The sequence below is a fragment of the Streptomyces sp. O3 genome, assembly GCF_054788135.1.
Genome location: NZ_JBTVYK010000028.1, coordinates 1 through 12996, shown reverse-complemented (window position 1 = coordinate 12996; position 12996 = coordinate 1). Strand labels below are relative to the sequence as shown.

General features: G+C 72.1%; 14 protein-coding genes and 1 tRNA gene. 7 read left to right on the top strand and 8 right to left on the bottom strand.

What is annotated here, in order from left to right:
* Positions 1 to 19 precede the first annotated feature (19 nt).
* From rsrA to ACX6XY_RS16035, 4 genes are all read right to left on the bottom strand, one after another.
* Positions 20 to 340: a mycothiol system anti-sigma-R factor gene (gene rsrA / locus ACX6XY_RS16050; protein ID WP_460330822.1), complete on the bottom strand. Its 321-nt coding sequence runs from the start codon at positions 338 to 340 to the stop codon at positions 20 to 22.
* Positions 337 to 996, bottom strand: a complete 660-nt coding sequence (locus tag ACX6XY_RS16045) for a sigma-70 family RNA polymerase sigma factor (RefSeq protein ID WP_460330988.1) — start codon at positions 994 to 996, stop codon at positions 337 to 339. The genes rsrA and ACX6XY_RS16045 overlap by 4 nt, the downstream gene beginning before the upstream one ends.
* Positions 997 to 1223: 227 nt before the next feature.
* Complete coding sequence (locus tag ACX6XY_RS16040; protein ID WP_460330985.1) at positions 1224 to 1814, bottom strand: alpha/beta hydrolase family protein; 591 nt, start codon at positions 1812 to 1814, stop codon at positions 1224 to 1226.
* Between the two features lie 184 nt (positions 1815 to 1998).
* Complete coding sequence (locus tag ACX6XY_RS16035; RefSeq protein ID WP_460330820.1) at positions 1999 to 2814, bottom strand: SOS response-associated peptidase; 816 nt, start codon at positions 2812 to 2814, stop codon at positions 1999 to 2001.
* A 49-nt stretch (positions 2815 to 2863) separates the two neighbouring features.
* Between ACX6XY_RS16035 and ACX6XY_RS16030 the strand changes: the two genes are divergently transcribed.
* The 4 genes from ACX6XY_RS16030 to ACX6XY_RS16015 all read left to right on the top strand — a co-directional run bounded on the left by ACX6XY_RS16030 (position 2864) and on the right by ACX6XY_RS16015 (position 6489).
* Positions 2864 to 3592 carry a M50 family metallopeptidase gene (locus ACX6XY_RS16030; protein ID WP_460330818.1) on the top strand — a complete coding sequence of 243 codons (729 nt, stop codon included), beginning with the start codon at positions 2864 to 2866 and terminating at the stop codon, positions 3590 to 3592.
* Between the two features lie 96 nt (positions 3593 to 3688).
* A complete protein-coding gene (aroA, locus tag ACX6XY_RS16025) occupies positions 3689 to 5056 on the top strand; it encodes a 3-phosphoshikimate 1-carboxyvinyltransferase (protein ID WP_460330815.1) in 1368 nt (455 codons plus the stop codon).
* 4 nt (positions 5057 to 5060) lie between these two features.
* The gene (gene rsgA / locus ACX6XY_RS16020; protein ID WP_460330812.1) at positions 5061 to 6071 is read left to right on the top strand and encodes a ribosome small subunit-dependent GTPase A; all 1011 of its coding nucleotides are present in this window, start codon (positions 5061 to 5063) and stop codon (positions 6069 to 6071) included.
* 94 nt (positions 6072 to 6165) lie between these two features.
* Positions 6166 to 6489 carry a DMT family transporter gene (locus ACX6XY_RS16015; protein WP_460330809.1) on the top strand — a complete coding sequence of 108 codons (324 nt, stop codon included), beginning with the start codon at positions 6166 to 6168 and terminating at the stop codon, positions 6487 to 6489.
* Positions 6490 to 6564: 75 nt separating this feature from the next.
* Here the strand turns inward: ACX6XY_RS16015 and ACX6XY_RS16010 are convergent, their stop codons facing one another.
* Positions 6565 to 7149 (bottom strand): TetR/AcrR family transcriptional regulator, encoded by a 585-nt coding sequence (locus tag ACX6XY_RS16010; protein WP_460330982.1) that lies wholly within the window; start codon positions 7147 to 7149, stop codon positions 6565 to 6567.
* Positions 7150 to 7330: 181 nt separating this feature from the next.
* Here ACX6XY_RS16010 and hisN point away from each other — a divergent pair, with 181 nt between their 5' ends.
* Both hisN and ACX6XY_RS16000 read left to right on the top strand, forming a co-directional pair.
* The gene (gene hisN, locus ACX6XY_RS16005) at positions 7331 to 8131 is read left to right on the top strand and encodes a histidinol-phosphatase (protein WP_460330806.1); all 801 of its coding nucleotides are present in this window, start codon (positions 7331 to 7333) and stop codon (positions 8129 to 8131) included.
* Between the two features lie 161 nt (positions 8132 to 8292).
* Complete coding sequence (locus ACX6XY_RS16000) at positions 8293 to 8700, top strand: CBS domain-containing protein (RefSeq protein WP_460330805.1); 408 nt, start codon at positions 8293 to 8295, stop codon at positions 8698 to 8700.
* Between the two features lie 75 nt (positions 8701 to 8775).
* On the opposite strand, the gene ACX6XY_RS15995 is transcribed toward ACX6XY_RS16000, so the two are convergent.
* On the bottom strand, positions 8776 to 10227 hold the full coding sequence (locus tag ACX6XY_RS15995; RefSeq protein WP_460330802.1) for a catalase: 1452 nt from the start codon (positions 10225 to 10227) through the stop codon (positions 8776 to 8778).
* 160 nt (positions 10228 to 10387) lie between these two features.
* Here ACX6XY_RS15995 and ACX6XY_RS15990 point away from each other — a divergent pair, with 160 nt between their 5' ends.
* Positions 10388 to 10804 carry a Fur family transcriptional regulator gene (locus ACX6XY_RS15990; RefSeq protein ID WP_460330799.1) on the top strand — a complete coding sequence of 139 codons (417 nt, stop codon included), beginning with the start codon at positions 10388 to 10390 and terminating at the stop codon, positions 10802 to 10804.
* Positions 10805 to 10920: 116 nt separating this feature from the next.
* Here the strand turns inward: ACX6XY_RS15990 and ACX6XY_RS15985 are convergent.
* Both ACX6XY_RS15985 and ACX6XY_RS15980 read right to left on the bottom strand, forming a co-directional pair.
* Positions 10921 to 10994, bottom strand: a tRNA-Met gene (locus ACX6XY_RS15985).
* A 140-nt stretch (positions 10995 to 11134) separates the two neighbouring features.
* Positions 11135 to 12991 (bottom strand): tetratricopeptide repeat protein, encoded by a 1857-nt coding sequence (locus ACX6XY_RS15980; RefSeq protein WP_460330981.1) that lies wholly within the window; start codon positions 12989 to 12991, stop codon positions 11135 to 11137.
* Positions 12992 to 12996: the final 5 nt, after the last annotated feature.

Sequence of the window (12996 nt, the reverse complement as noted above, 5' to 3'; positions counted from 1 at the left end):
CAGCCGAAGCGGCGTGCGGTCAGGCCTCGTTGCCCGCCGTCGGCAGTTCGGCCGAGGCCGTCAGGTCGTGGTCGGGCACCGCCTGACCCGAGCGGATCAGGTCGATCCGCCCCATGACCTTCGACCGCAGGTCGGCCGGGACGTCGTCATGCCCGCAGCAGCGCTTCACCAGCTTCTTGACCGCCTGTTCGAGACCGTACTTCTCCAGGCACGGAGAGCACTCCTCGAAGTGCGTCTCGAACTTGTTGCAGTCGCTGTCGGGCATCTCGTGGTCCAGGAACTCATAGAGATGGTCCAGGACCTCTGAGCAGTCCGTCTCGTGCGGCTCTCCGCAGCTCATGAGCCCGAGCCTTTCCGATCGTTCGACGACTCCACCGCGCCCGCCGGAACCAGCCCGCGCTCGCGCGCGTAGTCCTCGAGCATGCCGCGCAGCTGACGGCGGCCCCGGTGCAGCCGGGACATCACCGTACCGATGGGAGTTCCCATGATGTCCGCGATCTCCTTGTACGCAAAGCCCTCTACGTCCGCCAGATAGACCGCGATGCGGAACTCTTCGGGAATCGCCTGCAGCGCCGACTTCACGTCCGAGTCCGGCAGGTGGTCCAGCGCCTGCGACTCGGCGGAGCGCAGCCCCGTGGACATGTGCGACTCGGCGCGCGCGAGCTGCCAGTCCTCGATGTCTTCGGCGGCGCTGCGCTGGGGTTCGCGCTGCTTCTTGCGGTACGAGTTGATGAACGTGTTGGTGAGGATGCGGTACAGCCAGGCCTTGAGGTTGGTGCCCTCGCGGAACTGGTGGAAGGACGCGTACGCCTTGGCGTAGGTCTCCTGCACCAGGTCCTCGGCATCGGCCGGGTTGCGCGTCATGCGCAGGGCGGCCGAATACATCTGGTCGAGGAACTCGAGCGCGGTCCGCTCGAAGCGGGCGTTGCGCTCAGTAGCCGACTCGTGTGCCGTCTCTTCCACTCGGCCGTCGTCGGTCCCAGTGACCGGACCCACCTCCTCCAGCGATGTGGCGCGTCCGATACCGGACCCGCTCGAATCGGAGGATAGACGACGATCGTGCCCGCCCGCCGCTCGAATAGGGGTGGTCTTGGCCGCGGCCAGCATGGACATCTCCAGCTCAGCGGTGCTGGCGCGGCTGGGGCAGATGGTCGAACCCATGCGGCGGACTCCCTCTCCGAGTGTGTGTACCGACGTCCCGCACAACAGCGGTCGGCGCGCCGTCATTCCCGGAGACGCTCGATCCAGGCGGCGATCGCGCGGGTGATTCTCGCCACGGCCTCGTCCTGCCCGATGTCCGCCTTCTTGGGCACGGCGAACCCATGGTCGCCGTACGGGATCTCGACCAGGTCGTACGGGCCGTCGGGGAACTCCGCGGGCCTGCCGAAGGGGTCGTTGCCGCCCTGGACGACCAGCGTGGGCACACCGGCGTCGAGTAGCTCGTCGGCGCGGGACTTCTCGGGCTTGCCCGGAGGGTGCAGCGGGAAGCTCAGCGCGAGTACGGCACGGGCGCCCAGCTCGGTCGCGGTACGGCAGGCCACGCGCGCGCCGGCGCTGCGGCCTCCGGCGATCACCGGGAGTCCGGGGCGGGTCAGCGCGGGCCACAGGCCGCGCCAGCCCGTGTCCAGCGTCTTGGGCGCGGGCGCGACCTTCTTGCCCGCGACCCGCCAGGGCTGCTCCACCAGGGCGACGGTGACGCCTTGGGCGGGCAGTCCGGCGGCGATGGCGCGCAGGTCGCGGGCCTCGATGCCGCCGCCCGCGCCGTGGCCGAGTGCGAGGACAAGGTGGGGCTTTGCCGGGGTGTGCCAGGTGATGCGGGCGGTGCCCGCGTCGGTCTCGACGAGCTCGCGGTGTTCCTCGGACTCGCGGTGTTCTTTGTGTTCCTTGTGTTCCTTGTGTTCCTTGGGAGTCACGACGCCCATAGTGCCTCGCGCGCGTCGCGGCGGCGGAACGCCGGGACGGCGCGTCCGACGTCCGTCACCAGGGCCGCGCCCCGCGTCAGAAGAGCGTTCCCTCCTCCGGCCCGTCCAGTTCCTTCAGCAGCTCGGCCCCGTTGTTCCGTACGTTGCTGACCGCTGTCGAGACCGGGTAGGCCCGCATCAGCCCTTCCGGCGGCGGGGCGAGCAGCGGCAGCAGGTCGTCGACGGCGGTGCGCGCGGGGTCGAGCCAGGCGTCCCAGCGGTCCGGCGTCAGCATCAGCGGCATCCGGGGGTGGATGTCGGCGAGCGAGCGCGGTCCTTCGGCCGGGGCCACGCCGAGCGGACCGGTCTCCGCCTCCGTGGTGATCACGGAGCAGGTCACCCACCAGGCGCCCGGATGGTCGCCGGGCAGCGTGCCGTCCCGCCAGAACTCGTAGAGCCCGGCCATCGCGAAGACCGACCCGCCCGCCGGGGTCACGAAGTAGGGCTGCTTGCGCGGCCGCTTCTTCTTGCCCTCGACCTCCAGCTGGCGCTCCGCGTCCCCGGTGACCCACTCGTAGTAGCCGTCGGCCGGGAGGATGCAGCGGCGGGCGGTGAAGGCGCGCCGGTACGAGGGCTTCTCGTGCACGGTCTCCGCGCGGGCGTTGATCATCCGGGCGCCGCCGTCGGGCGTCTTGGCCCAGGAGGGGACGAGCCCCCACTTCAGCTTGCGCAGCTGCCGAACCGGGCGCGGGTCGTCGGCGTCTTTAAGAGGGCGGTCGAGGACGGCGTAGACCTCTTTGGTGGGCGCCACGTTCCAGTCCGGGGCGAGTTCCTCCTCCGGCTCCCACTTATCGATTTCAAAGATTCCCGCGAGATCCTCGGGCCGACGACTCGACGCATACCTACCGCACATGCGTGCCACACTGCCAGATCCCCTCACCCCTCTGGAGCCGATCCCCGCAATGGACAGCAACGCCATCGCCGCCGCGTCCCTGACCGACCTGTGGGACCGCGTCTTCGGCACCCAGCCCGCCCCGGAGCCGTGGCTGGTGTACCTCACGGGGGCCGCGGCCCTCGCCGTGGTGATCACCCGGTGGAGCTGGCGGATCGCCCGTAACGCCATCACCATCGCCCACGAGGGCGGCCACGGCCTGATAGCCCTGGTCACCGGACGCAGGCTGGAGGGCATCCGGCTGCACTCGGACACCAGCGGCCTGACCGTCAGCCGGGGCAGGCCCACCGGCGTCGGCATGATCCTCACCGCCGCGGCGGGCTACACCGCGCCCCCGCTGCTCGGCCTGGGCGGCGCGTGGCTGCTCGCGGCGCACCATGTCACGGCGCTGCTCTGGCTGGCGACGGCGCTGCTCGTCGTGCTGTTGGTGATGATCCGCAATGTCTACGGCGCGGTGACGGTGCTCCTGACCGGCGGCGTCTTCCTGCTGGTGTCCTGGCTCGCCGACGCCGATGTGCAGTCGGCGTTCGCGTACGCCGCGGTGTGGTTCCTGCTGCTGGGCGGTGTACGACCGGCCTTCGAGCTCCAGGCCAAGCGGCGACGCGGCGGGGCGGGGGACTCGGACGCGGACCAGTTGGCGCGCCTCACGCGGGTGCCCGCGGCACTCTGGCTCTTCTTCTTCCACGCGGTCTCGGTGTGCTCGCTGCTGGGCGGCGGGCGCTGGCTGCTCGGCTGGTGACAAGGGGCGCCCCGGACGCCGGCGCGCTGTTTCGACGGTGTTTCGCCGCTTTTGATCAAGATCCCCCTGTCAGTCCCACGCATTAAAGTGTGGGACATGACCGAGAACCCCGCGCACTCCGCCCTCTGGCCCGCCCCCCTCGCGAGCGGAGCCGTGCACGCGACGGTCCCCGTGCCCGGCTCGAAATCGGTCACCAACCGCGCCCTGGTCCTGGCGTCGCTCGCCGCCGAGCCGGGCTGGCTGCGCCGCCCGCTGCGCTCCCGCGACACCCTGCTGATGGCCGGGGCGCTGCGCGCGCTCGGCGTCGGCATCGAGGAGACCGTCTCCTCCAGCTCGTCCACAGCGGGGCGGCCGGACGGCGCGGGTTCCCCGGACGGCGCGGGCGAGGCCTGGCGGGTCATCCCGTCCGGGCTGCACGGCCCGGCGACCGTGGACGTCGGCAACGCCGGTACGGTCATGCGCTTCCTGCCGCCCGTGGCGACCCTCGCGGACGGCGACGTACGGTTCGACGGCGACCCCCGCTCGTACGAGCGCCCGCTGGGCGGCGTGATCGACGCGCTGCGCGGCCTGGGCGCCCGGATCGACGACGACGAGCGCGGCGCGCTGCCGATGACCGTGCGCGGCGGCGGTGCGCTGGAGGGCGGCCGGATCGAGATCGACGCCTCCTCGTCCTCGCAGTTCGTCTCCGCGCTGCTGCTGTCCGCCCCGCGCTTCAACCAGGGTGTCGAGGTGCGCCATGTAGGCGGCCGCCTGCCGTCGATGCCGCACATCCGGATGACGGTCGACATGCTGCGCGCGGTCGGCGCCCAGGTCGACTCGCCGGAGTCCGGCGGCGAGCCCGACGTCTGGCGGGTCACCCCCGGCGCGCTGCTCGGCCGTGACCTGGTCATCGAGCCGGATCTGTCCAACGCCCAGCCGTTCCTCGCCGCCGCCCTGGTCACCGGCGGCCGGGTCACCATCCCGGACTGGCCGGAGCGCACCACACAGCCCGGTGACGCGCTGCGCGAGATCTTCACCGAGATGGGCGGCTCCTGCGAGCTGACCGAGCGGGGACTGACGTTCACCGGCTCCGGCGCGATCCACGGCATCGACGTGGACCTGGGCGAGGTGGGCGAGCTGACTCCGGGCATCGCGGCGGTGGCGGCGCTCGCCGACTCCCCCTCCACGCTGCGCGGGGTCGCGCACCTCAGGCTGCACGAGACCGACCGCCTGGCCGCGCTCACCAAGGAGATCAACGAACTCGGCGGCGATGTCACCGAGACCGCCGACGGCCTGCGCATCCGCCCGCGCCGACTGCACGGCGGGGTGTTCCACACCTACGACGACCACCGTATGGCCACCGCGGGCGCGATCATCGGCCTGACGGTCAAGGACGTACAGATCGAGAACGTCGCCACGACGGCGAAGACCCTCCCGGACTTCCCCGGCCTCTGGACGGACATGCTCGGAGCCCGGAGCAACTGACGCCATGCGCCGCTACGGCAAGAACCCCGACGAGGACGACATCCGGGTCCGCCCCAACCGCAAGGGCAACCGGCCGCGTACGAACATCAGGCCCAAGCACGAGGACGCGGCGGACGGCATGGTCCTCACCGTGGACCGGGGGCGGCTGACATGTCTCGTCGAGGACCGTGTCGTCATGGCGATGAAGGCGCGTGAGCTGGGCCGCAAGGCCGCGGTCGTGGGCGACCGGGTCGCGCTCGTCGGCGATCTGTCCGGCAAGAAGGACACCCTGGCGCGGATCGTCCGCATCGGGGAGCGCTCATCGGTGCTGCGCCGCACGGCCGACGACGACGACCCGTACGAGCGGGTGGTCGTCGCCAACGCCGATCAGCTGGCGATCGTCACCGCGCTCGCCGACCCCCAGCCGCGGCCGCGGCTGATCGACCGCTGCCTGGTCGCGGCGTACGACGCCGGTCTTGAGCCGCTGCTGATCCTCACCAAGTGCGACCTGGCCCCGGCGGACGAGCTCCTGGAGGCGTATGGCGCGCTCGGCGTCCCGTACGCCGTGACCAGCCGCGAGGAACTGGCCAGCGGCGATGCGGCGCTGCGGGTGCGCGAGCTGCTCGACGGCCATGTCACGGCGTTCGTCGGCCACTCGGGCGTCGGCAAGACGACGCTGGTGAACGCGCTGGTGCCAGAGGACAGGCGGCGCAGCACGGGGCATGTGAACGCCGTGACGGGCCGAGGTCGGCACACGACCACATCGGCGCTGGCCCTTCCGCTGTCGGACGGCGAGGGCTGGGTGATCGACACGCCCGGCGTGCGGTCCTTCGGGCTGCACCATGTCGATCCGTCTCGGGTGATCCACGCCTTCCCCGACCTGGAGCCGGGCAGCGCGGGGTGCCCGCGCGCGTGCAGCCACGACGAGCCGGACTGCGCGCTGGACGCCTGGGTCGCCGACGGCCACGCCGATCCGGCGCGGCTGTACTCGCTGCGCAGACTGCTGGCCACCAGGGAGCGGCGCGAAGGCGACTGATCCGAGGGCGATTGATCGGTGTTTACGCTCGAACACCTCCGGTAAGTGCATAATCTCAACGGAAGATCCAGGGGAACTGACGGAGGCACACACCATGGCGTGGCTGCTGGTCATTGTCGCCGGACTCCTGGAGACGGGATTCGCGGTGTGCCTGAAGCTCTCGCACGGCTTCACCCGGCTGTGGCCCACGATCTCCTTCGCGGCCTTCGCGCTGAGCAGCTTCGGGCTGTTGACCCTCGCCCTGAAGCGGCTGGACGTCGGTCCGGCGTACGCGGTGTGGACGGGCATCGGCGCCGCGGGCACGGCGGTCTACGGCATGGTCTTCCTCGGTGATGTGGTGTCCACGCTGAAGCTGGTCTCGATCACGCTGGTCATCGTCGGCGTGATCGGACTCCAGCTCTCGGGCGGCGCGCACTGAGGCGCGGAGGACGCGTATCGCGTGTGTCGCGCATATCGCGTGTGTCGCGCGCGTAGGAGGCTTTGGGCCGGGCGGCTACGGCGTACGGAGCAGGTCCCCGACGAGGCGGGCGGCGTCGGATTCCGCCGGGACCAGCACGCAGGACAGCGCGACCCGCATCGCCAGTTCGCAGGTCCGCGCCAGCGCGTCCGTGGCGGCCCGGTCCGCTCCCGGTGCGGCGAGCGCGGCCACCGCGCGGTCCCGTACCAGGGCCATCAGCTCGCCCGGCGCCGGAAGCGCGCCGTCCGCGCGCCGCTGCGCGGGGACGGCGGAGCCGGAGGGCGCGGCGGCGAGCGTCGGCGCGGGCAGTCGCGGGCCCCAGCAGCCGGTGAGCACCGCGTGGACCAGGGCGTTGTCGCGGCCCTGGGTCGCCGTCCACTGTGCCGCGGCGGGCAGGCCGCCGGCGGCGAGCGCCCGGTCGAGCCCGGCCAGATAGCCGTCGGTCTCGCGCCGCACCAGCGCCCTGGCCAGCCCGTCCTTGCTGCCGAACTCGTTGTACAGGGTCTGCCGGGAGACCCCGGCCACGGCGGCGACGTCGACCATCCGCACCGCGTCCCAGGGGCGGTGCCGCAGGGCGGTGTACGCCGCGTTCAGTAAGGCTTCGCGCGCTGCGGGCATCATCGCCTCCCAGCCGATCGGCTCCGCGGCCAGCGGCTCGGTGCCAGAGTTGACGCACGCGGCGGCGCTGTCAAGAGCCACGGCAGACCGAACACCTGCCGAACGAGCGCCGAACACGTGCGGGGCCGTGTGGCGAGTACAGGGCCGTGTGGCTGGTGCGGTCGGCGCTCGATACTGTTCGGCCATGTCCGACTACCACGATGACCTCCGCCTCGCCCATGTGCTGGCCGACGCCGCCGACCACGCGACCATGGAACGCTTCCGGGCGCTGGACCTGAAGGTCGAGACCAAGCCGGACATGACACCGGTGAGCGAGGCCGACAAGGGCGCCGAGGAACTGATCCGCGGACAGCTCCAGCGTGCCAGGCCGCGGGACGCGATCCTGGGCGAGGAGTTCGGGATCGAGGGCACCGGGCCGCGCCGCTGGGTGATCGACCCGATCGACGGCACCAAGAACTACGTACGCGGCGTCCCGGTCTGGGCGACGCTGATCTCGCTGATGGAGGCGGGCGAGGGCGGCTACCAGCCGGTGGTGGGCGTGGTCTCCGCTCCGGCGCTCGGCCGCCGCTGGTGGGCGGCGAAGGGCGCGGGCGCGTACACCGGCCGCAGTCTGACGGCCGCGACCCGGCTTCAGGTCTCGCGGGTGTCCCAGCTCGCTGACGCCTCGTTCGCGTACTCCTCGCTGAGCGGCTGGGAGGAGCAGGGGCGGCTGGACGGCTTCCTGGACCTGACGCGCGCGTGCTGGCGCACCCGTGGCTACGGCGACTTCTGGCCGTACATGATGGTCGCCGAGGGCTCGGTGGACATCTGCGCCGAACCGGAGCTCTCGCTCTGGGACATGGCGGCGAACGCGATCATCGTGACCGAGGCGGGCGGCGCCTTCACCGGCCTGGACGGCGCGCCGGGACCGCACAGCGGAAACGCCGCCGCCTCCAACGGGCGGCTCCACGAGGAACTGCTCGGCTATCTCAACCAGCGCTACTGAGCGTCAGAGGGGCAGGGGGTACCGGGGCGTATCGCGTCGGTGGGGCCCACTTGTTGGCGTTCCGTTTCCCTGCCACTCTGAGAGCGACCCCACTTGTGAACTTGTGAATCCATTCTCTAGGGGTCTGAGAGGTGGATTCACCAAGGAGGTGGCTTCAGCCCATGCTCGTCCGTGACGCCATGAGCACCCTGGTCCTGACCGTCGGCCCCGACCACACCCTCCGACAGGCCGCCCGGCTGATGTCCGCGCGCCGGGTCGGCGCCGCGGTCGTCCTCGACACCGACGCCAGTGCGCTCGGCATTCTCACCGAGCGCGATGTCCTCAACTCCATCGGCGCGGGCCAGGACCCCGACCTGGAGACAGCAGGCACGCACACCACGACCGACGTCGTCTTCGCCACCCCGGCGTGGACCCTGGAGGAGGCCGCGGAGGCCATGACACACGGAGGGTTCCGGCATCTGATCGTGCTGGACGACCGGGAGCCAGTGGGGATCGTGTCGGTACGCGACATCATCCGCTGCTGGACGCCCAGCCGTCGGCACCACTCGGCGACACTCGCGACGAGCTGAACGCGACGGCACCCAGGGGGATCAGCTCCACCCCCCCCCTGGGCGCCGTCTAGTACGGTCACGGAACCGCGCGGGTCAGCCGCGCAGAGCGGTCACCGCGGCCTCGAGACGCTTGCCGAAGTCGCCGTCCGCCCGGCGGAAGTTGTCGATCGCGCGCTCGGCGATGTCGTCGCGGGAGACGCCCGCGATGTTCTGCGCGAGGTTCTCGATCAGGCGCGCCTTCTCGTCATCGGACATCAGCCGGTAGAGGTCGCCCGCCTGGACGAAGTCGTCGTCCTCCGCGTGACGGGGCGCCTCATGGGCGCCCGTGCCGCCGGTGACGTCGACCGGCTGCCACAGCGGACGGCCGGTCTGGGCCGGGCCGCCGAAGCTGTTCGGCTCGTAGTTCTTCGCGCCCTTGTGGCGGCCGTCGTACAGGTAGCCGTCACGGGAGTTGGTGCGCGCCTCGGTAGCGTGCGGGCGGTTCACCGGCAGATGGTCGGCGTTGATGCCGACGCGGTAGCGGTGGGCGTCGCCGTACGCGAACAGGCGGCCCTGGAGCATCTTGTCCGGGGACGGGCCGATGCCCGGCACGAAGTGCGCGGGGCTGAAGATCGACTGCTCGACCTCGGCGAAGATGTTCTCCGGGTTGCGGTTGAGCTCCAGCTTGCCGATCTCGATCGGCGGGTAGTCCGCGTGCGGCCACACCTTGGTGAGGTCGAACGGGTTGAAGCGGTAGGCGGCCGCGTCGGCGGCGGGCATGATCTGGACCTGCACGGTCCAGCTCGGGAAGTCGCCGCGCTCGATCGCCTCGCGCAGGTCACGCTGGTGGCTGTCCGGGTCCTCACCGGCCAGCTTGGCGGCCTCGGCCGCGGTGAGGTTCTTGATGCCCTGGTCGGTCTTGAAGTGGTACTTGACCCAGAAGACCTCACCCGCCTCGTTGTTCCACTGATAGGTGTGCGAGCCGTAGCCGTTCATGTGGCGCAGCGTGGCCGGGATGCCGCGGTCGCCGAACAGCCAGGTCACCTGGTGGGTGGACTCGGGGCTCAGACCCCAGAAGTCCCATACGTTGTCCGCCTCCTGGGAGCCGGTGTACGGGTCGCGCTTCTGGGTGTGGATGAAGTCCGGGAACTTGATGGCGTCCTTGATGAAGAACACCGGGGTGTTGTTCCCGACGAGGTCGTAGTTGCCTTCCTCGGTGTAGAACTTCAGCGCGAAGCCGCGCGGGTCGCGCACCGCGTCCGCCGAGCCGAGGCTGCCCGCGACGGTGGAGAAGCGCAGGAACGTCTCGGTCCGCTTGCCGACCTCGGAGAGGAACTTGGCGCGGGTCCACTGCGAGACGTCGCGGGTCAGCGTGAAGGTGCCGTACGCACCGGCGCCGCGCGCGTGCACGATGCGCTCCGGGATGCGCTCGCGGTTGAAGTGCGCGAGCTTCTCCAGCAGCGACTGGTCCTGGACCAGGACGGGGCCGCCGACGCCCGCGCTCTCGCTGTTCTGGTTGTCGGCGACCGGCGCTCCGGCCTCCGTGGTGAGCGGTCCCTGCGTCACGTGCGCCTCCTGCGTGCTCTGGTGCTCTGCTGCTCCGTACAGAACCTGTCCCTTGGCTAATGCCAGCCTCGATCCTACAATGGACATTATCTAAGTCAAGTAAGCATCCAGACTCACACCTGTTCGGGACTTAGGTCCCTTGACTGCTAGGCTGGCCCCTATGAGTGACCTGTTGGAACGACTGCGCGGACGCGGCTGGCGGATGACCGCCCAGCGGCGTGTGGTGGCCGAGGTCCTCGACGGCGACCACGTCCATCTGACGGCCGACGAGGTGCACGCGCGCGCTGTGGCACGACTGCCCGAGATCTCCCGAGCGACCGTCTACAACACGCTGGGCGAGCTGGTCACGCTGGGTGAAGTACTCGAGGTGTCGACCGACCGCCGGGCCAAGCGCTACGACCCGAACGCGCACCGGCCACACCACCATCTGGTCTGCGCCCAGTGCGGCGCGATCCGGGACGTGCACCCGGCGGGCGACCCGCTGTCCGACCTGCCGACGTCGGAGCGCTTCGGCTTCACGGTCTCGGGTGTCGAGGTCACCTACCGCGGCGTCTGCCCGAACTGCGCCGCCGCCTGAGCCATGACGAAGCCCCCGCGCCGATGGGCGCGGGGGCTTCTCGCGTACGCATGCGCGCGTACGCGGTACGACCAAGGCCCGGACTCTCTGGCGAGAATCCGGGCCTTGGCCTTCAGTAGCGGGGACAGGATTTGAACCTGCGACCTCTGGGTTATGAGCCCAGCGAGCTACCGAGCTGCTCCACCCCGCGTCGGTGAACACCACCTTACGCGAGGGCCCCGACCAGCGCAAATCGCTTCGGGACCGGTCCGGACGGCCTGGGCTGCGGCCCGGACGGCGGCCTGGCCCGTGCCTCTTTGACGGCGGCCTGGCCTGGCCTCGCCGTGGGCGCTACGCCGTCAGCTCCTGCTGGAGCGCCTCGCTCAGCCGGGCCGCGCGCTCGGTGACCTCCGCCGGGCCGAGGTCGACGGCGCGGTCGCACCAGCGCTGCCCCTCGGCCAGCTCGCCGCGGCGCGCGCAGAGCAGCGCGAGGCGGAGCGCCGCCCGCCCGTGCCCGGCGTCGGCCGCGCGGGTCCACCACAGCAGCGCCTCCGGCTCGCTGCCCTCACGGGCCAGCAGCAGGCCGAGGTTGAAGGCGCCGTTGCGGCTGCCCGCCTCGGCGGCCACGCGGTACCAGCGGGCCGCGTCGACCACGTCGCCGCGCGCGGCCGCGAGCATGCCGACCCGGACCTGGGCGCGCCGGTGGCCCTGCTCGGCGGCGCGCTCGTACCACGCCTCGCACTCCGACTTCTCGGTGACCGCCTCGCCGAGCACGTCCGGCTGCGGATGGCGGTCGAGCAGCGTGCCGAGGCGGTACGCGGCCTCGGGGCTGCCGCCGCCCGCGGCGCACCGCAGATGGCGTTCGGCGCCCCGCCGGTCGCCCTCGCGGAGCCTGGCGATGCCGACCTGGAGGGCGGCCTCGGTGTGCCCCGCCGTGGCGGCCCGCTCGTACCAGCGCAGCGCGGAGCCCTCCTCGCCGCGGCCCGCGTGCAGGATGCCGAGGTTGAACGCGGCGTCCACGCTGCCCGCTTCGGCGGCCTTGGAGAACCAGGGCTCCGCGCCCGCCGTGTCGCCGACCTGGAGCAGCAGGACGGCCAGCGCGTTGGCCGCCTCGCGGTGGCCCGCGTAGGCGGCGCGGCGATACCACTGCTCGGCCTGGGCGGCCCGGCCTTGTCCGGCGCAGAGCAGCGCGAGGTTGTACGCGCCGTTCACGTCGCCCGCGTCCATGGCCACGCGGTACCAGCGCTCGGCGGACTGCGGCTCGCCGCGCTCGGCGTGCAGCGCGCCGAGCGCGTTGGCCGCGTTGCCGTCGCCGTCCTTGGCGGCCTTGAGCCACCACACGGACGCGCTCTCCTCGTCGCCCGCGTCGCGCAGCAGGAAGCCCAGCGCGCAGGCGGCGCGCGACTCGCCGTCCCTGGCCGCCGACAGGTACCAGCGCCCGGCCTCCTTGAGTTCGCCGCGCCGCTCCAGGATCGCGCCGAGGTACAGGGCGGCCCGCCGGTGCCCGCGCGCGGCGGCCTGGCGATACCACTGCTCGATCTCCTCGGCGAGCGTGAGCCCAGCAGCGGAGGGCGCACCACCGCCCCCCACGACGTGAGCCCCCGTGCCCGTCCCCCGCGGGGCCGCCGCCCCGCGCGGCCCAGCGCCCGTCCGGTACGGGTCCGTGCCCGTCCGGTACGGGTCCGTGCCCGCCCCGCACGAACCAGCGGCCGTCCCATACACCCCGGCGTCCGTCCCATACACCCCGGCGTCCGTACCGTGCGGGCCCGTGGCCGCCCCATGCGGCCCGACAGCCGCCCCGTGCGGGTCGGTGTCCGTCCCGCGCGAGCCGGGGGGCGTCCCATACGACCCGGCACCCGTCCCGTGCGGGTCCGTGACCACTCCGTACGGCCCGGCGGCCGCCCCGTGCGAACCCGCCGCCGCCCCGCGCGGCCCGGCGCCCGTCCCGCGCGAGCCCGACACCGCCCCACGCGACCCGGCGGCCGTCCCATGCGAGCCCGCGGCCGCCCCATGCGGCACCGCAGCCGTCCCGCGTGCGCCGGGGGACGTCCTCTCGGGTGTGGCTGTACCGGTCTCCGCGGGGTCGGGTGCGGTCGGGGGCTCCCCGGCCGCCGCGTCCGGCGTGCCGTCGGCGCCGATCACCACCTGCGCGGTACGCAGCAGTTCCGCGCCGAAGACGACCGCGCGCCCCGTGGCGCGGTCCGGCACGCCGC

What these genes read in the sequence shown, in the direction of transcription:
- rsgA (WP_460330812.1), top strand. Translation starts at nt 5,061, where the DNA reads ATGCGCCGCTACGGCAAGAACCCCGACGAGGACGACATCCGGGTCCGC.
- hisN (WP_460330806.1), top strand. Translation starts at nt 7,331, where the DNA reads ATGTCCGACTACCACGATGACCTCCGCCTCGCCCATGTGCTGGCCGAC.
- ACX6XY_RS16035 (WP_460330820.1), bottom strand. Translation starts at nt 2,814, where the DNA reads ATGTGCGGTAGGTATGCGTCGAGTCGTCGGCCCGAGGATCTCGCGGGA.
- ACX6XY_RS15990 (WP_460330799.1), top strand. Translation starts at nt 10,388, where the DNA reads ATGAGTGACCTGTTGGAACGACTGCGCGGACGCGGCTGGCGGATGACC.
- ACX6XY_RS16030 (WP_460330818.1), top strand. Translation starts at nt 2,864, where the DNA reads ATGGACAGCAACGCCATCGCCGCCGCGTCCCTGACCGACCTGTGGGAC.
- aroA (WP_460330815.1), top strand. Translation starts at nt 3,689, where the DNA reads ATGACCGAGAACCCCGCGCACTCCGCCCTCTGGCCCGCCCCCCTCGCG.
- ACX6XY_RS16000 (WP_460330805.1), top strand. Translation starts at nt 8,293, where the DNA reads ATGCTCGTCCGTGACGCCATGAGCACCCTGGTCCTGACCGTCGGCCCC.
- ACX6XY_RS16010 (WP_460330982.1), bottom strand. Translation starts at nt 7,149, where the DNA reads ATGATGCCCGCAGCGCGCGAAGCCTTACTGAACGCGGCGTACACCGCC.
- ACX6XY_RS16015 (WP_460330809.1), top strand. Translation starts at nt 6,166, where the DNA reads ATGGCGTGGCTGCTGGTCATTGTCGCCGGACTCCTGGAGACGGGATTC.
- rsrA (WP_460330822.1), bottom strand. Translation starts at nt 340, where the DNA reads ATGAGCTGCGGAGAGCCGCACGAGACGGACTGCTCAGAGGTCCTGGAC.